The organism is Chitinophaga sp. CCNWYY40, assembly GCF_037483205.1.
Taxonomy (GTDB): Bacteria; Bacteroidota; Bacteroidia; order Chitinophagales; family Chitinophagaceae; genus Chitinophaga; species Chitinophaga ginsengisegetis.
Genome location: NZ_JBBHLF010000005.1, coordinates 686,762 through 710,829 on the forward strand (window position 1 = coordinate 686,762; position 24,068 = coordinate 710,829).

The 24,068-nt window shown below is 43.1% G+C and carries 17 protein-coding genes; 9 read left to right on the forward strand and 8 right to left on the reverse strand.

Annotated elements, in window-relative coordinates; translation table 11 throughout:
• Positions 1-13: 13 nt before the first annotated feature.
• Positions 14-1,750, reverse strand: a complete 1,737-nt coding sequence (locus V7S65_RS21845; protein ID WP_336387649.1) for a thiamine pyrophosphate-dependent enzyme — start codon at positions 1,748-1,750, stop codon at positions 14-16.
• Positions 1,751-1,900: 150 nt separating this feature from the next.
• On the opposite strand from V7S65_RS21845, the gene V7S65_RS21850 reads away from it, so the two are divergent.
• A complete protein-coding gene (locus tag V7S65_RS21850; protein WP_336387648.1) occupies positions 1,901-2,290 on the forward strand; it encodes a septal ring lytic transglycosylase RlpA family protein in 390 nt (129 codons plus the stop codon).
• A gap of 37 nt (positions 2,291-2,327) precedes the next feature.
• On the opposite strand, the gene V7S65_RS21855 is transcribed toward V7S65_RS21850, so the two are convergent.
• Complete coding sequence (locus V7S65_RS21855) at positions 2,328-2,924, reverse strand: type 1 glutamine amidotransferase domain-containing protein (protein ID WP_336387647.1); 597 nt, start codon at positions 2,922-2,924, stop codon at positions 2,328-2,330.
• A 266-nt stretch (positions 2,925-3,190) separates the two neighbouring features.
• Here V7S65_RS21855 and V7S65_RS21860 point away from each other — a divergent pair, with 266 nt between their 5' ends.
• Together V7S65_RS21860 and corA are read left to right on the forward strand one after the other, a co-directional pair.
• Positions 3,191-4,450, forward strand: coding sequence for a DUF3472 domain-containing protein (locus tag V7S65_RS21860; protein WP_336387646.1), 1,260 nt, complete (start codon positions 3,191-3,193; stop codon positions 4,448-4,450).
• Between the two features lie 291 nt (positions 4,451-4,741).
• Positions 4,742-5,848: a magnesium/cobalt transporter CorA gene (corA, locus tag V7S65_RS21865; protein WP_336387645.1), complete on the forward strand. Its 1,107-nt coding sequence runs from the start codon at positions 4,742-4,744 to the stop codon at positions 5,846-5,848.
• Here corA and V7S65_RS21870 read toward each other — a convergent pair.
• Together V7S65_RS21870 and V7S65_RS21875 are read right to left on the reverse strand one after the other, a co-directional pair.
• Complete coding sequence (locus tag V7S65_RS21870; RefSeq protein ID WP_079471491.1) at positions 5,845-6,351, reverse strand: DUF2480 family protein; 507 nt, start codon at positions 6,349-6,351, stop codon at positions 5,845-5,847. The genes corA and V7S65_RS21870 overlap by 4 nt on opposite strands.
• Before the next feature lie 140 nt (positions 6,352-6,491).
• On the reverse strand, positions 6,492-8,582 hold the full coding sequence (locus V7S65_RS21875) for a SurA N-terminal domain-containing protein (protein ID WP_111577209.1): 2,091 nt from the start codon (positions 8,580-8,582) through the stop codon (positions 6,492-6,494).
• A gap of 771 nt (positions 8,583-9,353) precedes the next feature.
• Between V7S65_RS21875 and nadA the strand changes: the two genes are divergently transcribed.
• Positions 9,354-10,355: a quinolinate synthase NadA gene (nadA, locus tag V7S65_RS21880; RefSeq protein WP_079471781.1), complete on the forward strand. Its 1,002-nt coding sequence runs from the start codon at positions 9,354-9,356 to the stop codon at positions 10,353-10,355.
• Between the two features lie 1,606 nt (positions 10,356-11,961).
• On the opposite strand, the gene V7S65_RS21885 is transcribed toward nadA, so the two are convergent.
• Positions 11,962-12,198 (reverse strand): FeoA family protein, encoded by a 237-nt coding sequence (locus V7S65_RS21885; protein ID WP_079471780.1) that lies wholly within the window; start codon positions 12,196-12,198, stop codon positions 11,962-11,964.
• Positions 12,199-12,361: 163 nt separating this feature from the next.
• On the opposite strand from V7S65_RS21885, the gene ybeY reads away from it, so the two are divergent.
• The 5 genes from ybeY to V7S65_RS21910 all read left to right on the forward strand — a co-directional run bounded on the left by ybeY (position 12,362) and on the right by V7S65_RS21910 (position 19,317).
• Positions 12,362-12,787 (forward strand): rRNA maturation RNase YbeY, encoded by a 426-nt coding sequence (ybeY, locus tag V7S65_RS21890; protein ID WP_336387644.1) that lies wholly within the window; start codon positions 12,362-12,364, stop codon positions 12,785-12,787.
• 1,856 nt (positions 12,788-14,643) lie between these two features.
• Positions 14,644-16,512, forward strand: a complete 1,869-nt coding sequence (mnmG, locus tag V7S65_RS21895) for a tRNA uridine-5-carboxymethylaminomethyl(34) synthesis enzyme MnmG (protein WP_111577213.1) — start codon at positions 14,644-14,646, stop codon at positions 16,510-16,512.
• A gap of 358 nt (positions 16,513-16,870) precedes the next feature.
• Complete coding sequence (locus V7S65_RS21900; RefSeq protein WP_079471485.1) at positions 16,871-17,458, forward strand: RNA polymerase sigma factor; 588 nt, start codon at positions 16,871-16,873, stop codon at positions 17,456-17,458.
• Positions 17,451-18,794 carry an outer membrane beta-barrel protein gene (locus V7S65_RS21905; RefSeq protein ID WP_336387643.1) on the forward strand — a complete coding sequence of 448 codons (1,344 nt, stop codon included), beginning with the start codon at positions 17,451-17,453 and terminating at the stop codon, positions 18,792-18,794. The genes V7S65_RS21900 and V7S65_RS21905 overlap by 8 nt, the downstream gene beginning before the upstream one ends.
• A gap of 109 nt (positions 18,795-18,903) precedes the next feature.
• Positions 18,904-19,317 (forward strand): hypothetical protein, encoded by a 414-nt coding sequence (locus V7S65_RS21910; RefSeq protein WP_111577215.1) that lies wholly within the window; start codon positions 18,904-18,906, stop codon positions 19,315-19,317.
• A gap of 3 nt (positions 19,318-19,320) precedes the next feature.
• On the opposite strand, the gene cls is transcribed toward V7S65_RS21910, so the two are convergent.
• From cls to V7S65_RS21925, 3 genes are all read right to left on the reverse strand, one after another.
• Positions 19,321-20,799 (reverse strand): cardiolipin synthase, encoded by a 1,479-nt coding sequence (cls, locus tag V7S65_RS21915; RefSeq protein ID WP_336387642.1) that lies wholly within the window; start codon positions 20,797-20,799, stop codon positions 19,321-19,323.
• 39 nt (positions 20,800-20,838) lie between these two features.
• Positions 20,839-21,792 (reverse strand): carotenoid biosynthesis protein, encoded by a 954-nt coding sequence (locus tag V7S65_RS21920; protein ID WP_336387641.1) that lies wholly within the window; start codon positions 21,790-21,792, stop codon positions 20,839-20,841.
• 114 nt (positions 21,793-21,906) lie between these two features.
• Positions 21,907-24,054, reverse strand: a complete 2,148-nt coding sequence (locus tag V7S65_RS21925) for an alpha-galactosidase (RefSeq protein WP_336387640.1) — start codon at positions 24,052-24,054, stop codon at positions 21,907-21,909.
• Positions 24,055-24,068: the final 14 nt, after the last annotated feature.

Here is a 24,068-nt window from a genome sequence, read left to right on the forward strand (position 1 = left end):
CGTAAATTCATACTCAGAGCACATCTTTCAGGTGCTTGTAGTTAGATTTCACTGCATCAAATACATCTTCATATCTTCCGCTGAGAATTAGTTTTCCCATCCACAGGGCAAATCCCTTCATCTGGGCAAACTCCACTTTCGGCGGCATTGCCAGTGACTCCGGATTGGTAAATACATTTACCAACACCGGCCCCGCTGTTTCCGCTGCCTGGGATAAAATGCTTTCCACCTCTTCCGGCTTACGGATGGTAAACGCCGTGAAGCCCATTGCCACAGCCACCGCTCCAAAATCTGGATTCACCATATCCGTTTGCCAATCGGGAAGTCCGGCTACTTCCATTTCAAGCTTCACCATGCCCAGCGCCCGGTTATTAAACACAATTACTTTTACCGGCAGTTGATATTGTTTAATGGTCATCAGGTCGCCCAGTAACATCGTTAATCCTCCATCGCCGCACAGCGCAAACACTTCCCGGCCCGGTTGCGCCAATGCTGCGCCAATAGCCTGCGGCATGGCGTTGGCCATAGAACCATGATTAAAAGATCCCAGCAACGTGCGTTTACCGGTGCCTTCGAGATAACGTGCCGTCCAAACATTCGTCATGCCGGTATCTACAGTAAAAATGGCGTCATCGGCTGCAATTTTATTGAGGGTAGAAGCCACAAACTCCGGGCTGATGGCGTTTTCCTTGCCGGTATCTTCCACATAGGTTTGCATTTTCTTTTGCACTTCCTGGTAAAACGCTACCATCTCATCCAGAAATTGCCGGTCGGTATTTTCTTTCAGCATTGGCAAAAGCGCCTTCAGCGTATCCGCGATATCCCCACACAGCCCCAGCTCCAGTGCCGCCCTGCGGCCAAGCCTTTCCGGCTGGATATCTATCTGGATAATCTTTGCCTTCTCAGGAATAAATGGTGTGTAAGGGAAATCTGTTCCCAACAGGAGCAATACATCTGCTTCATGCATACTTTTATAAGCCGATGCAAGCCCCAGCAAACCGGTCATGCCTACTTCATTGGGGTTGTTATACTGAATCCCCATTTTTGCCCGGAACGAGTATGCAATAGGCGCTTTTAACAACTGGGAAAGGGCCACTACTTCGTCGTGCGCTTCTACGGCGCCCAGGCCGCAATAGATCGCAATTTTCTTCGCATCTCCGAGCAAGCCGGCCAGCTGCTTTAATTCCGGAACAGAAGGACAAATAACGGGTTTAGGATGATACAGCTTCGTGGCAGTAGGAATTTCCTTTGCATCAGCGGCGGCCACATCTCCCGGTAATCCTAAAACCGCTACACCATGCTTATGCACGGCATGTTGCAAGGCCGCCTGCAACATGCGGGGAGCCTGTTCTGCAGTTGCAGCTACCTGGTTATAATGACTGCAATCATCAAACAACTTAATGGTATTGGTTTCCTGGAAATAGTCGCTTCCAAATTCATTGGTAGCACAGGTAGATGCAATGGCCACCAACGAAGCGCCCGACCGGTGTGCATCATATAAGCCGTTGATCAGGTGAACGTGTCCTGGCCCGCTGCTGCCGGCACAACAGGCCAAACCATTCAATTGTGCTTCCGCACCTGCGGCATACGCGCCTACTTCTTCATGCCGTACGTGAATCCATTGGATCCGGCCATCGCGGCGCACGGCATCGTTAATGTGATTTAAACTATCGCCGGTTACGGCATAAATACGCTTGATGCCGGCGGTTGCCAGCATATCTACTAATTGATCCGCTACAAGTTTTGCCATAAATAATTTGTTAGAATGAATGCCTGATAAAAACAGCTGATCTCTTACATTGTTCAGCTGTCTGCCATTCATCAAATTCCCCGCCACCGGTCACTGAAAGCCTCGGAAAATTGACTTATTTTTAGGTCATTGTCTAAATCGCTATCCGCCATGTGTATCCCTGCACCCTTACAACGCAATTGGGTATTGCTGTTCATTATCCTGATAATGACAGGTGCCTCTTCCTGTAGCCGGAAAATTACCGAAACCGGAAAAGCTTCCTATTACGCCAACTCTTTCGATGGAAAACGTACCGCAAGCGGTGAAACCTTCCACCAGCGGTCGCTTACGGCCGCACATAAAACGCTCCCTTTCGGTACTCGCGTTACCGTTACTAATGTTGCCAACGGAAAAAGTGTAAAGGTCCGGATCAACGACCGGGGGCCGTTTGTAGCGGGGCGGATTATTGATCTTTCGCATAAAGCAGCCTCCAAAATAGGCATGCTGAATACGGGTGTTGCCAATGTGGAAGTGAAATACAAAAAGAAGAAAAAGAAATAAAAGCAGGAGTGAGGCGCCTCACTCCTGTATGTGGTAATTATCCTAATTGGTGTACTCCTCCTTTACGTGCTTCATTGCCTCGCTGATCGTGCGGGCCTTCGGCAATTTCTTCAATCATTTTCTTGCAAAACGCCGGCAAATCCTTTGGTGTCCGGCTGGTAACCAACCCTTTATCGGTCACCACTTCTTCATCCACCCATAAAGCGCCTGCATTTTCAAGATCCGTTTTTAATGATGGATAAGACGTCACCCTCCGGCCATCAAGTTCATCGGTTTCAATCAATGTCCACGGACCATGACAAATGGCCGCTATAGGTTTGCTTTCGTCGAAGAAACCGGTAACAAAAGCAACTACGCGGTCGTTGGTGCGCAAACGATCCGGATTTATTACGCCTCCCGGCAATACCAGCGCATCATAGGAAGATGCCACCACATCTTTTATATCCTTGTCTACCGGGTAGTCCTTCCCCCAGTTTTTTTCTGCCCAGGCGCGAACGGTTTTCCCTTCCGGGGAAACAATATCTACTGTAGCGCCTGCATTCTTCAACGCTTCCAGGGGCTTTGTCAGTTCTACTTCTTCAAATCCATTTGCTACTAAAATAGCTACCTTCTTATCTTTTAATTGGTTTTCCATAAAATAATGTTTTATATAGTTTTTGGAAATATCCTGCCTCCGGCAGATAAATACCGCGGCAGCATACTTATCTGCCACAAAAACAATTCCCTTTGTCTTCCCTTAAGCGCACAGTACTTCCCACAAGATCAGTACGTTTCTGCCCTGTATAAATTAATGCACATACCGTTGATTGTATGGGAATCTCATTCGATTGTAATTTTTTTCCCGCAAAATTGCATTTGGAAACAGATGCTGCTTTATTTGTTGACATACAATTAAGAACAATGAACAAGAAAACACTCCTCGCAGCATCGCTGGCTATTGGCTTTGCTGTAAACAACGCCTTTGCACAGGCGCGGGTGGCTGAGCTGCCTGGCTTTGCCGCCTATGCCGATCCGGTAGAAGAACATGTAGAGATCAGTGAACGCGACGGCGTTGTACACTGGACTGATAACAGCAACACCGTTAATTTCTATTTTCATGTAGCCACTCCCGGCTCGCTCAAAGTATCACTATCAGCGAAAGCCGATGCTGAAAGCAAAGTATCTGTTTCGGTAAATGGTACAGAAAAAATAGTTAGCATTCCTTCCAATACTGATTTCGTAAATATTCCTGCCTTACAAACAACTATTAAAAAAGCAGGCTTCTATTGTGTATCATTAAAAGGAGTGGAGAGGAAAGGAAATGTATATGCAGATGTAAAAAATGTAACCCTTTCCGGCACGGCTGTCAAAGATATTCAGTACAACGCCAAACCCTGGCGCCGTGCGGCTTCTGTACATTTAAACTATCCTGTTCCGGAAGGTAAAAATGTAGAGTGGTTTTATGGAGAAATTAAAGTGCCGGAAGGAGAAGATAAACTGGGCACTTATTTCATGTCCTGCGGATTTCACAGGGGTTACTTTGGCATGCAGGTAAATTCTCCTACCGAAAGAAGGATTATTTTTTCCGTATGGGACGCTGGTGGGGAACCGCAGGAACGCAGCAAAGTAAAGTATGAAGACCAGGTGGTAATGCTTGCAAAAGGAGATAGTGTGGATGCCAGCGGGTTTGGCGGCGAAGGCACCGGTGGGCATAGCCATTGGGTATACAACTGGAAAGCCGGAGATACTTATCGTTTCCTGATGCACAGTGTACCAACAGGCAATACCACTACTTACACTGCCTATTTTTATGTACCTGAACACAAAGAGTGGAAACTGATTGCTAGCTTCAGGGCTCCTAAAGACGGGAAGTATATGGGACATCTTTATTCTTTCCTGGAAAACTTCTCTTTTGAAAATGGTCACCTCGGCCGCAAGGGATACTTCGGTAACCATTGGATCAAAACCAATACCGGCGAGTGGATAGAGCTTACCAAAGCAAAGTTCTCCAATGATGCTACCGCTAAAGCAAAAGACAGGCTCGACTATGGCGGGGGCTCAGAAAACGGATGGTTCTACTTATGGAACAGCGGCTTTAAACCTGCCAATGCGCAGTATGGCGATTTGTTTGAACGTCCTGCCACCGGTACTCCTCCGGTTATTGAGCTGCCCAGGTTCTAAGCACTTACATAATTCATCATATTTAATCCTTGTCGCCCGGCTCTAACAATGCCGGGCGATTTCTTTTTTTTATCTCTCAAAAAAATAATCCCTTACCTGGCTCAAACAATTAGTCCACATACCCCATAGGATTTAAGTTGCGCATTTATTTTCAGCCTTATGCGACTCGTTTCCGGCAAAAGCCGGGGCTAAACAGCTTTCCTCCAACAGGTATAATTATTAATACATAGCAGGTATTCTGACCGATTTTTACTTTAAATTCGGTAATCAATCCTGGTAACATCAGCACATATGGCCTTCAAAAATAAATTGCCTATTCCCGGCGTAGTACAAGTACTAAACCCATTCAAGGTGAAGAAGCAACGCATCATGAACTATAATCCGGCGGAAGGAGTAACCACCCGCAAGCCGGCGGCAGAGACCAAGATCACCGTTTTTGATTATAATATCAGTCTTTGCTCAGAACTGGTGCTGAATAAAATAGAAGAAACCTTCAAGTATGCAAACGCTCCGCAATTAAGCTGGATCAACATTGATGGTATCAGGAAAGAGGAGGTGCATGCCGTATGTGAACAGTTTATAATCCACCCATTATTGGAAGATGATATTCTGAGTATAGGGCAGCGGGCAAAAATGGATGAAATCAATGACCGGATGTTTTGTTTACTTCCAATGATTTATTTCAACAGCGAAACTTCTTCTATTGATCTGGAGCAGGTGAGTATTGTACTCGGCAGAAACTTCGTAATCTCTTTCCAGGAAGATCCCGCCCGGGACGTATTTGATCCGGTACGGGCTAAACTTTTAATAGCAGGATCCAGGATCCGCAACGGTGGCGCGGATTATCTCTGTTATTCATTACTGGATGTAATTGTCGATAACTATTTCATCGTGATGGATAAACTGGGGGAAAGGATTGAAATGATGGAAGACCTGGTTCAGCATCAGCCCAATACCCGTACCCTGGCGCGGATTAATTATTTACGCCGCCAGGTTTTCCTGTTCAAACGGGCTATTGCACCGGTAAGAGAACTGGTGAACGGTTTTCTGAAGAGTGAAAGTGATCTGCTGGATGATAAAGTGACCAAATACTACAAGGATGTATACGATCACATCATTCAATGTAATGATCTGGCAGATAACTACCGGGATATGGTGCTGAATTTACAGGAAATGTATCATACCCAGTTGAATCTGAAGATGAATGAAATCATGAAAGTGTTGGCGGTGGTTACTACGTTAATGGCGCCGCCAACACTGCTCGCTGGTATATATGGAATGAATTTTCACAACATGCCCGAACTGGCATCTACCAACGGTTATTATTATACCCTGGGAGGCATGGGCATATTATTGGTGCTGATGATAATGATATTCCGGAAAAGAGGCTGGTTTTAGCTCTTCTTCTTATATACGGGTACAGTAGAGCAGGGCTCTCCATACATAATACTCTTTACTACCGGGCGTAGCAGGCGGGTAATTTCCGCATAGGCAATTTCTCCTACCCGTTTGTCACCACATCCTTTAATAACAATCCTTTTGTCAGCAAAAGCGGAGAGGTCAATTTCTCCCAGGTTCCTGAGGTACAATGTGTTGTGTATAAATTCAGCGTCACCGAAAGCCGCATAGGCCGCTACCGGTTCCAGGTTGGTCATTACCAGCATATAAGCCCATAAAGGAATAACGGCATCTGCAGAACATACTAACCCCACATTTTTTCCACGGTACTGCTCCCAGTCGTGCGATTGCATAGCTGCCCGGAAATCCTTTTCTTTCAGGATGAGTCCCATAAACAGGTAATCCTTCATATCAAAAACAACAATTTCCCCCTTTGGGTAAAATTGTTCCAGATCAATGGTTTCCAGTCCACTCTGCGCTACTTTATTTATGATTTCTTCCATTTTATCCCTATTTAAGGATACAAATTTACGAATATCGACGCAGGAATAGGAATAAGGGGGTAAAAGGCAGGAGAAAGGGGAACAAAAAAGGGAAGCAGTAGTGCTTCCCTTTTTCTTATGTCAGTAAAAAATGTAGTGGTTTAGAAGAATTTACCACGGGTATCCTTCACGTCACTTTTCTTTTTCAACACTTCAAACAGTTGCTGATCCAGCATGGACTTAACACCCTGTTCGTAAGCAGCCTGTTGGGAAGCGATATCCTGAGCCGGTTGAGCAGACGGCTGGAAGCTATCTACCTTAATCACATATACACCTGCATTTCCTTCAATTGGAGCGGATACGGTTGCAGTACCCCATTTCTTATTGAAAGATGCGCCAGCAACACGTGGCTCAAAGCCCAGGGAAGCGATGAACGGAGTAGCGAAAGAAACGCCTTCCGCGTTCAGCACCGGTTGGTTGGTTGCTTTTGCTGCAGCATCCAGCGAAGCCGGAGTTTGCAGTTTAGCCATAATCTGTTCTGCTTTCTTATGTTTCTTAACTTCAGCTTCTACCTGAGGTCTGACATCTGCAAGCGGAGCAGTACCTTCTTTACGTACATTGGTTAAAACGGCCACTACGTATTTATCATCGAAGGTAAATACTTTGCTTACATCACCTTGTTTGGATTCGTAAGCCCAGCGTACCAGTTCGCGTGATTGTCCGATGCCGGGGATCACGAAATCCATTGGACGCACATTATCAGCGATTCTTTTATTCAGCTTTTCCTGTTGTACTGTTTTTTCAAAAGCTGCAGCATTACCGCTTTTACCGGCAAAACCGCTCGCAGCACTAAATGCGTTGTTATTAGTTTCTTTGCTGGCTTCTACAGACTTACCGAGATAAGCTACCTTAATAGCCGGACCAATATTTTTCTGATCCAGTATTTCCATAACGTGGTAACCAAACTGCGTCTTCACCACTTTTACCTGGCCTTTTGAACCATCGAAAGCGAAGTCTTTGAATTCAGGAACAAATTGGGAAGATGGAGTCAGTTCATATTCACCACCGGTTTGTTTGCTACCCGGATCATCAGAAAACTGGTTAACCAGTGCTTTGAAGTCGGCCCCGCCTTTTACAGCCAGTTCGAGGCTATCTGCACGTTTTTTAGCAATAGAGTCCGGTAAACCACCCTGAGCGCCGGAAGCGATGAGGATGTGACGAACTTTTACGCTATCTGGCATATTCTTACGATCTACCATTTTCGCAAAAACGATCAGGTTATTATCGTAGTATGGTCCGAAAACGGTTCCTACAGGCAGATTCACGATAGAATCTTTCATAGGAACTTTCGCTTCGTTCCTGGAAATATATCCGTCGTAATATTTAATATCTGAATTACGGTTAATAAAACCGGCGATGTTATCTTTTGTAGTATCCAGTTCCAGCTTCATTGCCATGATCTGCTGGATAGCAGCAGCTGAATCGGCGGCAGAAGGGATCGCATCAAAGGATACATATTCAATTTTACGGGATTCTTCTACTTTAAACAGTTGCTTGTGATCCTGGATAAAGCGATCAAGTTCCGCGTCTGTTACTTTAATAGTGGAATCGGCAATGGTAGCATAAGGAACGCTTACATAAGATACAGTTGCTGTTTGGCTGTTATCTTTCTGTTGTTGTTCTGCCAGCCATTTTGGATAGTAGATACCTTGTTTAACAAGGGTTACATATTTCAAACGCTCCTGGTATTTGGCAATATAACTTTCCAGCTGGTGTAAACCTTCGCGGATCTGCGGGTTGCTGCCTGCCTGTGAAATAGCCTGTTGCAAAGCATTGCGGTCAAACTGGCCATCACGGGTAAATTGTTGTACAACTACCGGGTTGGGGTTTTTACCTTTGATTTGGTCTACAACTTCTGCCTCAGTTACGTCGATACCCAATGTTTTGTATTGAGCCTGCATAATTTGTTCATTCAGAAACTCGTTCCAAACCTGTTCGCGGATATACTGACGTGTTTGTTCGTCAATATTGGGCATTTGCTGACGCGCGTTGTTTTCTGCGTCCTGAATACGACGTTGATACTCTGCTAAATCGAGATCTTCACCATTTACTTTACCCACGCTGGTATCGCGACGGGATAGAGAACTTTTGCCAAAAAAGGCATCCTGCAACAGGAAACTAACAATAGCCAGGCAAATCACTACAACGATCATGACGGCGTACTTGTCCCTGATTTTCTGAATTACTGACATATATTATATAGTCTACATTTTTAAGGATAGCAAAAATAGAATAAATAAACTGTAACTGCAAAAGAGTATTTTTTGCTCTAAAACTCAATACAGTAAAGGGTTTCAGGTGCTTATAACACTTTTGTGGACTATGTAACATTCACAGGTTTTCCACATGACGGGCTTATTAACAACCTCTTCTTTTTCAAGGGCTAAATATTTTTAAACGTCGATTACAGCAGGTATTTCGCCTAAATTAAGTGTCAAAATCTAAAAAAAGGTTATTCACAAATGTTAAAAAAGCGGATTCTCTAATCCACATAAAATTGTGAATAAAACAGGGCTAATTTAAGCCTGTATGCATTTTGACCATTTTTCATCTCCAAGAGTTTCTTTTCCACAATTGATGTGTAAAAACCCCTGTAAAACGCAAAATAAGGTGGGAAAAGGTGCCTCTGCTCACAGGTAAAACTAATTTTGTTATTGTGGTTAAATTTACCCTTAAAAATCAAAGCGTGGAAATGTGGATAGCAAATGCCTTCTTTTAACATTTTCCTAATACACAGTTGACGAAAAAGATTTTCACCTAGAAGGATATCCACGTATGTGGATGAAAGTAGGAAAAGCCAGTATTGGCGCGGAAATGGCATGTTAATTTCGTGTGGAAAGCGTAATAAAAAGGAATAACAACTACATTTGTACGTGAGCCGGAAATTAAATTTCCACATATTCACAGCCCTAATAGTAGTGGGCTTTTCTTTTAAATATTTAAAGAAGTATATAGCTATGATTATGGAAATCGCTGACGCGAAAAAAAATTTGCAACGCAACGGATTTTTGGATATATCAGTCGATCCCTCCCTGGATTTGTTTGAAGCGATAGAAAATTTGAAAAAGAAGAAAAACGCTATCGTCCTGGCGCACTATTACCAGGAACCGGATATCCAGGATATCGCAGATTACATCGGAGACAGTTTGGGACTCAGTCAGCAGGCTGCCAAAACAGATGCGGACATGATTGTTTTTGCCGGCGTACATTTTATGGCTGAAACCGCAAAAATTCTCAGTCCCCAGAAGAAAGTGCTGTTACCCGACCTGAAGGCGGGTTGTTCCTTGGCCGACAGTGCCCCTCCGGAGCTGTTTAAGAAGTTCCGGGACCGTTACCCTGACCATATCGTGATTTCGTATATCAACTGCTCTGCGGGTATCAAGGCGCTCAGCGATATCATCTGCACGAGCTCCAATGCCGAGAAAATCATCGAAAGCGTTCCCCGCAACCAGCCGATCATATTTGCCCCCGACCGGAATTTAGGGGCCTATCTGATCAAAAAAACGGGTAGAGACATGGTTTTATGGAATGGCGCCTGCATGGTACACGAGATTTTCTCCCTGGAAAAGATTACAAAACTGAAGATTCGTCATCCCAAAGCCAAAGTGATTGCCCACCCGGAATGCGAACCGGCGGTTCTGGCCATTGCGGATTATATCGGATCCACCACAGGTTTACTGAAGTTTAGCCAAAAGGATGATGCGCAGGAATATATCGTTGTTACTGAAACGGGCATACTGCACCAGATGCAGAAAGAGAATCCCGGTAAAACATTTATTCCCGCTCCACCCAATAATGCGTGTGCTTGTAACGACTGTCCACACATGAAATTGAATACGCTTGAAAAATTGTATTTGTGTATGGAATATGAACAGCCGGAAATTACAATGGAAGAAAGCCTGAGAATAGCCGCTAAAAAGCCAATTGAACGCATGCTGGAAATTAGTGCACAGGCTGGACTTTAATATAACTGGTTGATTTACATAGCTATTTAGATTTTACTTTTTACATATAGGAAGTTGATAGTTTACGGAAGGCCGTGAGAATTTAATATTCTCACGGCCTTCGTATTTAGGTACGAATCAATTAATTCTCAGCGCGTTATGAAGGCCGTGAGAAACTTATATCCATGACGTAACTGTACCATTCTTCGTAAAAGCCAATGCAGCGCAGTATTTTTTGATGTTAGAAACCCTTTGAAATTGTTTTTTAGTGCCCTGAGAATTGAAAAAAAATAATCGGCATTGGGTAAGTGAAGGATTTAGAAGAATATTTAATTGTCAGCGCACTGATATTGGCCTGAGGATATGATATTTCTTTTTTATCACGCAATAGTGTGCGAAATTTTCTTCCAGGGAACTCTCCGTTGTTATTTTTTAAAGGCATTGACAATTCAATATTTTCTATAGTGATGGGGTTTCCCCATGCTTTCCATTTTCGTTACATTCTCAAGCCTTTTATTTTTTCACAAATAATTTAACGAAGGCTTTTCTCTCCTCTTTTAGTGGCTTCTTTTCGGAGTTGTTTGGAGATCTTTATCCATCTTTTTTGGGGCAAATGAGAGCTTTCCAACTGAGCAACCATTTGATTTTTAAAGAAGGCTATGAGGATTGAATATTTCTCTTTTTGCTGGGGTTACCCCGGGATTTTAAGTTTCATCCAATTCTCAGCTGACTTGTAGTTTGCTGAGAATGAAGTGTTGATTGGGCTACCCCGGATAGGTCTGATTTCATTCAATTCTCAGCGCGTTGTCAATGCGCTGAGAATTGGATATTTAACTTCGCTTTGCAGCTGTTCCTGCTTTCCTGAATTATATCGCAACTAGGCCGCACTGTAAGTGCGCTGAGAATTGAGTATTTAACTTTCCACTTTTAGAAATACGGAGAAATATTTTTCAGACGATTGTCAGCGTATAAGCAAGGCTCTGAGAATTTAATATTCAGAAAGGTTCGCGGATTTATCCTGGGATCAGATTTTTGAGCATACGTCAGCGGCTGACGGAGGCGCTGACAATTGAATTTTTTTATTTTTCCCGGAGACATCCTGGTTTTCTTGAGTGGCTGGATGCTCAGGTCACTGGGTATGCGCTGAGAATCGGACATTTTTTACTATGCCGGATAAATGTATGCTTGTGTTTAATTGTAAGCGCTTTGCCAGGGCGCTGAGATTTACATTTTCTTAGATTCTGCGGGGGAATGCTGGAAAAATTCAAAAGAATTCATTCTTAAAGCGCTCAAATTTTTACATCCAAAGCGGAATTTATTGGAAAAGTGAATGCCGGAAGAGGGGCTTTATTGAAAATTTGGTGAAAAAATTGAGAAAAAGGAGAAAAAAAGGAAAATTTGTTAACAAATCGGGGTAAAAAGCACCAAATGATGCTCCTGGAAATATGAAGAAAGATGGTTTGGAAGATTTGTTGATAAGTGAGGTGATCCGGTCAAAATTTCTTTTGAAAGGACTAAAAATCCCGGAAATATGTGGAAAAGTGGGGTTAAAAGTGTGTTTTTTCCGAAAAAACGCTCTTTTTTATAAAATTTTCTTGGTTTTTGGGGATAAAAAAATAGAGGAAAACTAAATTTCCTCTACCCAAATATGATCTGCTTCTGTTTTTCTAAGTGACAAGTTATAGCCGGCCACCATAATTGAAATTGGATCTCCTAAGGGAGCAATTTTTTCAATTTTTACTGTTTCACCTGGTACGCAGCCCATTTCCATCAGTTTAATATGAAGATCGTCTTTCGCAAATTCTATAATTACCGCACTTTTTCCTGTTGAGAGGGACGATAGTTTTATAATGCCTTTTTTCATTTCCTGCTTGTTAATCTGTTTAAACTTTGTACCAGCACAATGGGGATGCATACTTATGAATGATAAGCAAAGTTACCTCTGTATAGCCAATATGCAAAAAGAAAGGTCATCCAATCCAAAATTTCACTTTACTTTTACATCCACATAAATTTTTTGATTATAGATGGCTATTCAGTTTACATCGCATGAGGTGAAGGATTATTTAAAGGAAAAGAGGAAGTTGAAATTGTTTCTAAGTGATCTTTTCTCCGCAGAAGGGCAGGGTTTACGGAGTTTACATTATATTTTCTGTTCGGATGCTTACCTACTGGAGATTAACAAGCAGTTTTTGCAACACGACACCTATACGGATATCGTAACTTTTGAGATGGGAGAGGATCCGGCCATTACGGAGGGTGAAATATATATTAGCGTGGATAGGGTGTTGGAGAATGCAGACAAATTTAAGGTGCCTGTAGCACAGGAACTGCACAGGGTTATTTTTCACGGCGCGTTGCATTTATGCGGTTTCAAAGACAAAAGTAAAAAGGATGCCGCCCTGATGAGAAGTAAGGAAGATGAATACCTGGTAAAGTATTTTGGTAAATAAAATAGTCTGAGGATGTTCCACGTGGAACATTTCTTATTTAGGGATAGTTGATCTAAAAGACCAGGTGATTACAGGTTGAATTTATATCCTGGATACACTATTGTTACTTCTCGGATACTTCTCACATACTTGTCCGATACTTAGGACTCGTATATGCGTTGTACTCCCTATACTGTCCCTATATAGTTCCTATACCGTCCCCATACTCTCACAATACACTTACCATACAGTCCCTATACACTCCCCATACACTCACAATACACTTGGCATACACTCCCCATACACTATGCCCCTCATGAAAACGGGTAATTTGGGTGTAAGGTGGTGGGAAGCCCAAAGTTATGTAACCATTTTTTGGGTATTCGAAAGAATTTAATCATCTCTCGACAGAGACCTGTTTTATAGTACATATCAGGTTTTAGGACCTTATTATCCCAATGAATATATTGGGGGCATCTATAATGAAAGAGATTTAAAAGGTAAGAACTTATTTTTGGGTATAGATGTTCCACGTGAAACATTTGTACCATTTTGAGGGTGGTATTTTTCCTGGACTGCCTTTGAATATTTTTCCTGTTTAACGAGGATTGGCTGTTTTTAATCTTGCAGCAGTTTATTGTGCGTGCAAGCACGCGTATTGATCCTGTATGATTAGATTGATTGTAGCATGGCTCAATCTTTATTTTCTATCAGGTGGTTAACAATAGGGGATTTGTTTGTGCAATTAAGGGGAATAACCTTTTTAGAGGATATCCCTTGAAAGAGATACGATGTGATTGATTTCCTCTACAGCATGGCTACAAAAGCACTTCTGTGTCGAAGTAGGTGTAACAACATTTTCTTTCACCCGTCTATATCTAACCTTGAGGCAGCTGATAATCTGTTTTCCATATAGATTTAGTTTGGAGAAGATACACATGGCTCTTTAGAAGGTAGAGAATGCTTATGCAGTGTCCTCTTGGTTTGTCCTTCCTGATGCGCTAAATATTTATACCCGCGAAATAGCTGTGTTTGGGATTTGATTGGTATTTACCTGCTTTTATGTTAGGGTACTACAAATGAGAAGGGGAGCTGCCATATGCGTATTTAGGGACGACTTAATTAAACAGGTTCCTGGATTAAGGAAACCAGCATTAAAGAAATAGAAATTAACTGGTATTAATAGAGCTTTATAAGAAGTTGTTTTCCGCGTGGAAGAGAATCGATGAGTAATGTGTTATACTCGGAAGAATAAAAAGAGTTGAATGGTATTTATGGCTTTTGGATAACGTCTCTTTATGAAGACAAAGAATTAAGCTTAGGGGGCGGTTTCCGGAGCGCCACCAAACAATATCCAGTACTTGTAATGAAGAAACGTAGATGTATATAAAAGGGGAAAATGACGATCTTCAAAAGAACCACCTTCTTGTGTGACTTGAATCCTTTTTATTTGGAGAGTCTTGGTCAGAAATGAAAGGCATCAGCATGGCGATTTATTTACTTCTGTGAATGGAAGTACTTGAGGAAAATTGCTTGCAGGAAGGGATATAATGCAGGAAACTGATTGGCAATGAATGAATCAAATTTACCAACTTGTTTTCCGGTGTTTAATGTGAGTTTTGAGAGCGCCTGGCTCACATGCCGCCGGCTTTCTGATTTCAAGAAACCCTTAAGTCAGAAAAAGAGGGATTAGACTTTTGTCTGGATAGTTTATAATAAATGTTCCACGTGGAACATCCTTTCTTTAGTGAACAGTATATACGATCCTTGTAAAGGCGAGCATTAATTCTTCCTTATCAATGTTCCACGTGGAACATTCCACATTGGCAACCACATTCTCCTTACTTCTACGTAATTTTGCACTTTCTAAAGTTATTATGTTTCCATCATACGATATAATTGTTGTAGGCGCAGGACATGCAGGTTGCGAGGCCGCTGCCGCTGCTGCCAATATGGGGTCCAAAGTTTTATTGGTAACCATGAATATGCAAACCATAGCTCAAATGAGCTGTAACCCTGCTATGGGTGGTATTGCCAAAGGACAAATTGTAAGAGAGATAGATGCCCTCGGAGGATATTCCGGAATAGTAACGGATCAATCTATGATCCAGTTCCGTATGCTCAACCGTTCAAAAGGTCCTGCAATGTGGAGCCCCCGCACACAGAATGACCGCATGCTTTTCGCTGCAAAATGGAGGGAAGCACTGGAAAAAACACCGAATGTTGACTTTTACCAGGATATGGTAAAGGGCCTTTTAGTGAAGGATGGAAGATGCCACGGTGTTATCACCGGATTAGGGCATGAAATTCAGGCGAAGGCGGTAGTACTCACCAACGGAACATTCCTCAACGGGGTAATTCATATCGGGGACAAACAATTTGGCGGTGGCAGGGTAGCAGAGAAAGCGGCTACCGGTATTACAGAACAACTCGTTTCCCTGGGTTTTGAAAGCGATCGTTTAAAGACAGGTACCCCTCCACGTATTGATGGAAGGAGTCTCGATTATTCCAAAATGGAAGAACAGAAGGGGGATGAAGAAATTGTAGGATTCTCTTACCTGGATGTCGAAAAAATTAAACCGGCGCAACAAAGAAGTTGCTGGATCACTTACACCAGCGATGCCGTACACGAAATGCTGCGTACAGGTTTCGACAGATCACCTATGTTCCAGGGACGTATTCAGGGAACAGGACCCCGGTACTGCCCAAGCATTGAAGATAAAATAAACCGCTTCGCGGAAAGGGAACGCCACCAGTTATTTGTAGAACCGGAAGGTTGGGATACCGTGGAAATATATGTAAACGGGTTCTCTACCTCTTTGCCGGAAGATGTGCAAATGAAAGCACTTCGCCTGGTACCAGGGTTTGAAAACTGCCGGATGTTCCGTCCCGGATATGCCATTGAATACGATTTCTTTCCGCCAACACAGCTCCAGTTTTCCCTGGAAACAAAGCATGTTCAAAACCTCTTCTTTGCAGGCCAGATTAACGGCACTACCGGATATGAGGAAGCTGCATGCCAGGGTATTATGGCGGGCATAAATGCACACCTGAAGGCCCGGGAAGAGGCGCCTTTTGTATTGAAAAGGAGTGAAGCATATATTGGTGTGCTGATCGATGACCTGATCAATAAGGGTACCGAAGAGCCGTACCGTATGTTTACCTCCAGGGCAGAATTCAGAACCCTGTTACGCCAGGACAATGCCGACCTCCGCTTAACGGAAAGGAGCTATAAAATGGGACTGGCGTCTGAAGAAAGGATGCAGAAAGTGCAGGAAAAAAGACAAGGAGTTGAACAGATAAAACGTATCCTGAAAGAATTATCAGTAGAGCCGGATGAAATCAGCGGACTACTGGCTGAGAAATCTTCTGCTCCGTTAACGCAGAAACAAAAAGCACATCAGATTTTGTTACGCCCCGGACTCGACATTTTTGCCATGAAAGACCAGGTGGAAAAAATCGGACAGGCACTCTCCGGATTTAGTAAGGATATTCTGGAACAGGCAGAAATCCAGATTAAGTATGATGTATACATTGAAAAAGAAAATGAACTGGTTCAGAAAATGAGCCAATTGGAAGATCTCGTAATACCTTCCAATTTCGATTATGCTAAACTGGTTTCCTTGTCAAATGAAGCAAGACAGAAATTTAATAAAATCCGTCCGCATACTTTAGGTCAGGCAAGTCGTATAAGTGGAGTTAATCCAAGTGATGTACAAATCCTGATGGTTTATATGGGACGATAAAAATAAAAAGTTTTACAAAAGCGGGTAACGTTGTTTTTTACAATCTACCCGCTTTTTTATTTTTAACGGGCACAAACAGAAAAAAATGGCAAAAATGCCGCAAAATCGACCTCCAGAAATGGGGTAAATTTTAATTATCTCTAATGAGGTGGATGTAAGTGTTAAAAAAGGGTGAGAGGGGATAAAAGGGGCTAAAAACGCATATTTTTTGAGGAAAAGTTTATTTTTGTAGCGAAAGCAACCTTTTTTGATTGCCAAGCGTATCTATCTTCAGTTTGGAGTTTTTATTTAAACAATCATTTCCTGATAAGAAAATTATAACGCACCTAATACCAAAAAAGCAGGCAAGAATATTTTTGTGCATGAGCTGAATAATATTAATGAACTGATTGCTGGTTGCTGCAGAAAAGAACGCAGCAGTCAGGAAGCGTTATACCGGAACTTTTTCGGATATGGACTCAGCATTTGTTTGCGATATGCACAAAACAGAGATGAGGCAGTTGAAATCATGAATGACGGATTCCTTAAAATATTCCAACACATTGAAACATTTGATACCTCCCGGCCATTTAAAACATGGCTGGCAAAAATTATGGTAAATACTGCCATCGATTTTTTAAGAGGTAAAAAGAAACTGGTTTTTACGGATGATATCAACCAGGTACCAGAACCCGGAACAGATGAAAAAATAATTGATAAACTATCCTATGATGAATTGCTGAAGCATGTTCAGGCTTTGCCTCCGGCTTACAGAACTGTTTTCAATCTGTATGTGATGGAGGGCTTCCAACACCAGGAAATAGCAGGTATGTTGCGAATCTCAGAAGGAACTTCCAAATCAAATTTATTCAAAGCAAAGAAAATACTGAAAGACAGAATTATTAAAGCATCCATGAGTACTACTGATGGAATAGACATAAATATGCCCTTATACAAAAATGAATGACGCGTTTGAAAATAGTATCCGTAACAAGCTAAATGAAGCTGATATTCCTTTTGACCAGGATGCCTGGAAAAAAATGGAATCAAAGCTGGATGCAGGCGATAATAATAAACGCCCGGCCGGCTGGTGGTGGCTGTTATTATTGCCCGTTCTGGGCGGCTTAGGCTGGTGGATCATGCAACCATCAGCTACGGATAAAGCTGTTTCACGTGCAACAGTAGCTTCCCCACAACAACAGGACTCCGTTATAACAAACGGACAGCGCATGGCCACTCCGGATAGTAATGCGGCTCATTTAAGGGAAATACCTACGCCAACTAAAATACATCAGGGAAGTAATTCATCGTTAGAAAAACAACAGCCAGCTGCGAATACTACAACAGGAAATTCCTCCCAACAGCAAACGGTATCCCCGTCAGGAATCCATCTGTCAAAAACAAATGCGGCGGCCGTAAACACCGGCCGCCAGCAAACCTCTTCGCATGCAGATACCTATCTGCCGAAGGCAAATAAAACAACAGATCAATATATACCGGAAAAAAGAACGATACCAGATATTCCTGTTGAATCAGGAAAAACAACGGGCAATGATAATGGTGATGAGTCTACTATAAAATACTCCGTTTTCGATTTGCTGAAAACAAAGAATGCTAATAACTATAACGTATATACGAAAATAGGAATACCCCGCGAAATACCTATAAACAATGAGATACAGCCGGATCAGGAAAAAAAAGTTGCACGACGAAAGATTAACTCAAAAGGACTTTATGTCGGTGTAACATTCGGACCAGATCTGAATGTTGCGCCTTCGTTTAATTATGGAAAGATCGGTTTTAATGCTGGCGTACTGGCGCACTATTATTTTAACAAGCACTGGTTTGTTACAAGTGGAGTAGTATACAGTAAAAAATTATACGGTGCTACGAGCAGCGATTATAGAAATCCCAACTACACCAATCCGTATGATCTTGTGAAAGTGAATGCGAATTGTGATGTGCTCGATATACCCGTGAATATAAATTATACCTTCTTACAGGTAAAAAATAATACGGTGAGCGCCACACTCGGTATTTCCAACTATATTATGCTGAAAGAAAAATATCAGTATATCTACAAATACACTCCTGAAAAGGAAAGAACAGTAGAAAATGAAAATCAACATTATCTCGCCATCCTGAATGTAGGCGCCCTTTATCAGCATCCCGCCGGAAGAAGATTAATTGTTGGGGTACAACCATATGCAAAAATTCCCCTGCATGGGGTAGGATTGGGACAGGTGAAACTGTACTCTGCCGGCTTATCGCTGCAGTTAAACCTGGTAGGAAAAAAACGCTGATCAATCCTGTAAACAAACATTCTTCTGCTTTGTTATGTTCCTGATACAATGCCTGCTGCTTTATGTGGCACGGCATTTTCTGCTTTCGTATTTAATAAAAGGTTTGATTATGAGCAACAAGAAAAATAAAACCAACAAGGAAGACCAACAACTGCCAAAAAAAGAGGAAGATCAATTTCCGGGATACCCGGAATACCCTGCCAGCGAAGATATCATGAATAAAAAGAACCGGGATAAAGAAGTAGACCTGGATATCAACGAGGTAACCGGCTCTTTCCGCAGAAACAGTGAATTGCCACCGGATAAAAAGAGGTCCAGGGAAAACGATGAACAGGAAGAAACCTGGCGCCAGGATAAAGTAGGAGATGACCTCGATATTCCCGGTGCAGAACTGGACGATGAAGCAGAAGCCATTGGGGAGGAAGATGAGGAAAACAATATTTACAGCATAGGAGGCGACAGACACGAAGATCTGGAAGAAGACAACGGAGAGTTCCTCGATCTGGATGAAGACAAGGATTAGGGCTTATAACAATGGTGTAAGAAGACGACACACTGCGTCCATAAACCGTTTTACAACATTGCGCCTGTTCCAGCGGGTTTCCTGTACAGGAACGGAATATAAAAGGTCTTCTTCAAACACTTTATTAAGCCGGGTAGCCACCTCATTATCATAGATCAGAGCGCCTATTTCACAATTCAGGTAAAAGCTGCGGTTGTCGAAATTAACGGAGCTTACCCATGCAAGATTATCGTCTATTACCATCGTTTTAGCATGAATAAAACCACGGGTATAGAAGAATATTCTTACACCCGCAGCCAATAATGGTTTCAGGTAGGAGAGGGCAGCATGTTGTACAATATAGGAATCACCTTTCAGCGGTAATATCAGCTGTACGTCTTTCCCGGCGAGGGAAGCCATTTGCAGCGCCGTGAGCAGTTCTTCTGTGGGAATAAAATAAGGGTTAGTGATCCGGATCCTTCTCTTGGCAATGTTAATAGCCATGAGAATACTTTGCATGGCAACAGGCCATTCTGAATCGGGACCACTGGCAACAATATCCACAAAACAGGTACCCGTGAGATCAGACCGGTGAAAGAACGGCTCTGCAAAAGGGAATACTTCTTTACTGCAATAACGGTAACTCATCAGAAACTGCAACTGCAGGATGTTCACGGCATCGCCTTCGATTTTCAGATGGGTATCCCGCCAGAAAACAGGATGCTTGCCGTTGTTGATGTATCGTTCATCGAGATTGATGCCGCCGACAAAACCAATCCTGCCGTCTACCACAATAATTTTGCGGTGATTTCTATAATTGGCGTTCAGATAAAAATCTACCAGTACGGGAGAAAAAGGGTATACGCTGGCGCCATGTGCTTTTAAGCGATCAGGAATATCCCCGATCCGGTCGCTGCCCATATCATCATACAGAAAGCGCACCTGTACGCCCTGGTTTAGTTTTTCTATCAGGATGTCTGTCACTTCATTACCCACATCATCCGCTGAAATCATGTAGTATTCGATATGAATATGGTGTTTCGCGGCACGCAGCGCACTGAAAACGGCCGGGAATTTTTCTTCTCCGTTAATCAGTAGTTGTACGCGGTTATTTTTACTGAGGATAGACTGCCTGGTATTGAGCAACATGGCAGAAATCTCCTGTTTATTTCCTGCCAGTCGGCGTAATTCCACCTGCATTTGTTCTATCAGCGGTTTCTGGGACTCCCAGTACCTGGAAAATAACACCTCATCTTTACTGCCTTTCAGGGTAAACCGTCTTCTTTTGCGCAGATCACGTCCCAGGTAATAGTAAACAATCAAACCAACCACCGGAATAAACACCAGCACCAGGATGTAACCGATAGCCTTTACGGGGTTGCGGTTTTCCAGCAGAATAGTAGCAATCAAACCAATGAAAATAAGGATCAGTAAGACAATACTGCCTATTTTGATATAAATATGCCATTCAGCACCTGTTAGATAACCGATCAGTGTTGTCACCAGTAAAAGTTATTTAAGCTGTAAAACAAGGTATTAATATTAACATGTTTCCGTTAAAATAGTTATGGGTCGCTTTTTTATCAGCATAGGTAAATGAATCAGTATACCGACTGTTGCATTTAACAAAGAGAAAGCCGTCATCCGGCTATTTTCCCGGGAGAACCCACCCAGGAATAACCAAACCAGGAAATACACGTGGAACCATAATGGAACAATCCACGCTGCCAGCGGAAAATAATGATCGCTGATTTTATTTCTCCTGGCAAAGCCTGTTGCTACCATTAACGCCAGTAATATTATTAATGCAATAAGCCGGTGCATGCTGCTGCTGCCAAATGCCTGCTTCAGTAAATCGGCCAATGGGAACAAGGATACCCACAGGGCGGCCTGTGAAAGGATAATGGAAAGTAAAGGCAACACGGCTTTCCATAGCCGGGTAACCGCCACTTTTTCCAGCAGCCGGCCAAAGAGCGAATAAAAAAATACTACCAGCAGCCAGCCATAGAAATTAGCGTATGGCACACCAAACCACTGCCCCGTAAGTGTTTCTGACGGGTACCCCCTGCCCACCCAATCCCAATGCCACATATGCAGGCGATACGCCACTACGTCCATACTTCCGTCGATGTTTAAAGCCAGCAGGCTATCTAATGCAGCAGCGGCCCATAGCGGCAGCCCGAAATTATCTGTAAATAAACGCGATGAATAAATGATGACTGCCCAGCCACAGCCAATACAAAACGGAATATTATGAGGCGCCTCACCCAGCATAAGCCAGAACTGCCCGTATACATAACCGCTGCTGGTGGCAACGTTCACATATTCCAGGAGCAATCCGAAGCATAATGCCCCCAGCAACCATGCAATGTTTGCCATACCCTTTTTAAGGGCATGCCAGCCACAAATAAGCAGCAGGGCGTACATACAGATCTCCGTTAACGGAAAACAGTATCCGGGTGCATCACCGTAAGGCATATTGGCAAAAGGAAGCATATCCCTGTAGTTTGAAGTACTGAAGATAATAAATCAGCTGCGATTCGTTTTTCCTCAAAAGAAAATGCGCTGTTTCCCGTATTGTTGGAAACAGCGCATTTAAATATAACGTACTTATTCGGCTGTTATTTCAAGGATATTACTGCTCAGCGATCTGCCATTCCCGGCCACCAGCTGAATACCTTCTTTCATCAGGAAATCGCCACTGTAGAGCTTATCAAAGTGGTATGAAGAATGTGTTCCGGGAAAGAGATTTATTTCGTTGATGCGATAACGTTTTTGAGGATCCAGTCCCTGTAGTTTCACCATTGTGAATACGTCGTTTTTTGCGATGTTCATCAGGTAGCTGAAAACGATGCTTTTCTGCTGATCGTCGCTGGTATACTGGAATACCGCCCTGTTTTCTTTATAGGGAGAAATAAGCCGGTAAAGACTACCATACCACACTATATCACTGATACGCTTATACGTAGTTACGGCATCACGACTGAACTGTAATTCTTTCTCTGTAAAATCATCCACCTTGATATCGTATCCCAGTTTGCCCATCATGGCCACATCAGTGCGGAATTTCAGGGATTGGTTTCCCCAGTTGGTAACATGTGCTGCCATTGTATTGGCCGGGAAGAAGTGTGAATATCCGTACTGGATATAAATTCTTTCCAATCCGTCGGTATTGTCGCTGGGCCAGAATTCGGTGAAATATTTCATGGCGCCATAATCTGTACGTCCGCCACCGCCGGAGCAAAGCATGATCGGCAGGTGAGGATATTTTGCTCTTACCCTGTCGAGTACTTTATATAAGCTGCGGGTATAATCAATAAAAAGATTCGATTGTTTTTCTTTCAGATAAGGAGAATAAGTGTTGGTCAGCATCCGGTTACAGTCCCATTTGATATAAGCGATGCCCGGGTTTTCAGACATGGTTTTGTCTACCACACTATATACGAAATCCTGCACAGCAGGGTTGGTAAGGTCCAGCACCATCTGGTTGCGGTAATAGTTTTCCGCGCGGTTTGGCAGGCGAAGTACCCAATCCGGATGCTTCGTATATAATTCACTTTGTGGATTTACCATTTCCGGTTCCAGCCAGATGCCGAATTTAATGTTTTGTTTTTCTGCTTCCTGTACGAGGTAACCTAATCCATGCGGAAGTTTGGTGGTATTGTGTTCCCAGTCGCCCAGACCCGCATTGTCTGCATTGCGGGGAAATTTATTGGCAAACCAGCCGTCGTCGAGCAGGAACATATCTACGCCCAGTTTTTTAGCACCGCCGAAAAGACTGGTCAGCCGTTGTTCGTTGAAGTCCATCCCGGTTGCTTCCCAGTTATTGAGCAGGGTTAAACGTGGGGTATGTCCATCGAGGATACCGTAGTTGAGCGCCCAGTGATGAAAGTTTCTGCTGGCCTGCCCGGCTCCTTTGGCCGACAGGGTGAAGATGAATGCCGGCGTGGTAAAAACTTCATTGGGTTTTAGCGTATAGTCGCTCGCGTAAGGATTGATCCCGGAATTAACGTGCAGGGTATTATGTTCATCTACTTCAAAACCAAATTTGAAATTTCCGGTCCAGGCCAGTGTTCCGGCCAGTACTTCCCCGTTTTCTTCTTCTGCGGGATGATTCAATGACAGCAGGAACAGCGGGGATTGCAGCATGTTGGCTCTTACTCCCAGTTTACTGTCGAGGATCTTCATCCCGGTGGTAAGATATTGTTCCTGCATACCGGCTTCCTTTGCCCAATCGCCGTGGAATTGTGTTAACCAATATTTATCTGCTTTCAGGTGAAGCATAGAAGAGGCGTATGCGGTTAGTTGTACCGGTTTTTTCTCGTTATGTTTTACCTCTGTCCAGGCTTTGATAATATCTTCTTTATAATATGCTTCAAAATGGAGGATAACGGTTACCGGGTATACGGGATCTTTGAGTGTAATGGTAGTAGTAGTGATATCGTCATTTGTTTTTACTGAAGTATGGCTACTGTACTTTAGCTCCAGCGAAGGGTTTCCGTCGTTGTGTACAATACGGATAGCCGGATCCAGCAGGCTTTCCATTCCTGCGGTTACATAGGCTTCCTGTTTTCCCTGTGCAAGGGTGTCAGCTGTGGCTGGCTGTAATTGTTGCCCGAAGTATTGTTGTGTTAACCGGCCTTCGGGGTTAACGCCATAGAGGAGGCTGATGTTGCGGGTGGCAATGCGAATATTTTTCTCTTGTGCAGATACCCAGTGGGTTAACAGTATAAAGCTTATGCAAAACAGTTTTTTCATGCTAAAATATTTAC

Excerpts from the sequence above, each read along its gene's own strand:
- V7S65_RS21850 (WP_336387648.1), top strand. The coding sequence starts at position 1,901 with ATGTGTATCCCTGCACCCTTACAACGCAATTGGGTATTGCTGTTCATT.
- V7S65_RS21920 (WP_336387641.1), bottom strand. The coding sequence starts at position 21,792 with ATGCTTCCTTTTGCCAATATGCCTTACGGTGATGCACCCGGATACTGT.
- ybeY (WP_336387644.1), top strand. The coding sequence starts at position 12,362 with ATGGCTATTCAGTTTACATCGCATGAGGTGAAGGATTATTTAAAGGAA.
- V7S65_RS21925 (WP_336387640.1), bottom strand. The coding sequence starts at position 24,054 with ATGAAAAAACTGTTTTGCATAAGCTTTATACTGTTAACCCACTGGGTA.
- V7S65_RS21885 (WP_079471780.1), bottom strand. The coding sequence starts at position 12,198 with ATGAAAAAAGGCATTATAAAACTATCGTCCCTCTCAACAGGAAAAAGT.
- V7S65_RS21910 (WP_111577215.1), top strand. The coding sequence starts at position 18,904 with ATGAGCAACAAGAAAAATAAAACCAACAAGGAAGACCAACAACTGCCA.
- mnmG (WP_111577213.1), top strand. The coding sequence starts at position 14,644 with ATGTTTCCATCATACGATATAATTGTTGTAGGCGCAGGACATGCAGGT.
- corA (WP_336387645.1), top strand. The coding sequence starts at position 4,742 with ATGGCCTTCAAAAATAAATTGCCTATTCCCGGCGTAGTACAAGTACTA.
- V7S65_RS21905 (WP_336387643.1), top strand. The coding sequence starts at position 17,451 with ATGAATGACGCGTTTGAAAATAGTATCCGTAACAAGCTAAATGAAGCT.
- V7S65_RS21875 (WP_111577209.1), bottom strand. The coding sequence starts at position 8,582 with ATGTCAGTAATTCAGAAAATCAGGGACAAGTACGCCGTCATGATCGTT.
- V7S65_RS21870 (WP_079471491.1), bottom strand. The coding sequence starts at position 6,351 with ATGGAAGAAATCATAAATAAAGTAGCGCAGAGTGGACTGGAAACCATT.
- V7S65_RS21860 (WP_336387646.1), top strand. The coding sequence starts at position 3,191 with ATGAACAAGAAAACACTCCTCGCAGCATCGCTGGCTATTGGCTTTGCT.
- V7S65_RS21845 (WP_336387649.1), bottom strand. The coding sequence starts at position 1,750 with ATGGCAAAACTTGTAGCGGATCAATTAGTAGATATGCTGGCAACCGCC.
- V7S65_RS21855 (WP_336387647.1), bottom strand. The coding sequence starts at position 2,924 with ATGGAAAACCAATTAAAAGATAAGAAGGTAGCTATTTTAGTAGCAAAT.
- nadA (WP_079471781.1), top strand. The coding sequence starts at position 9,354 with ATGGAAATCGCTGACGCGAAAAAAAATTTGCAACGCAACGGATTTTTG.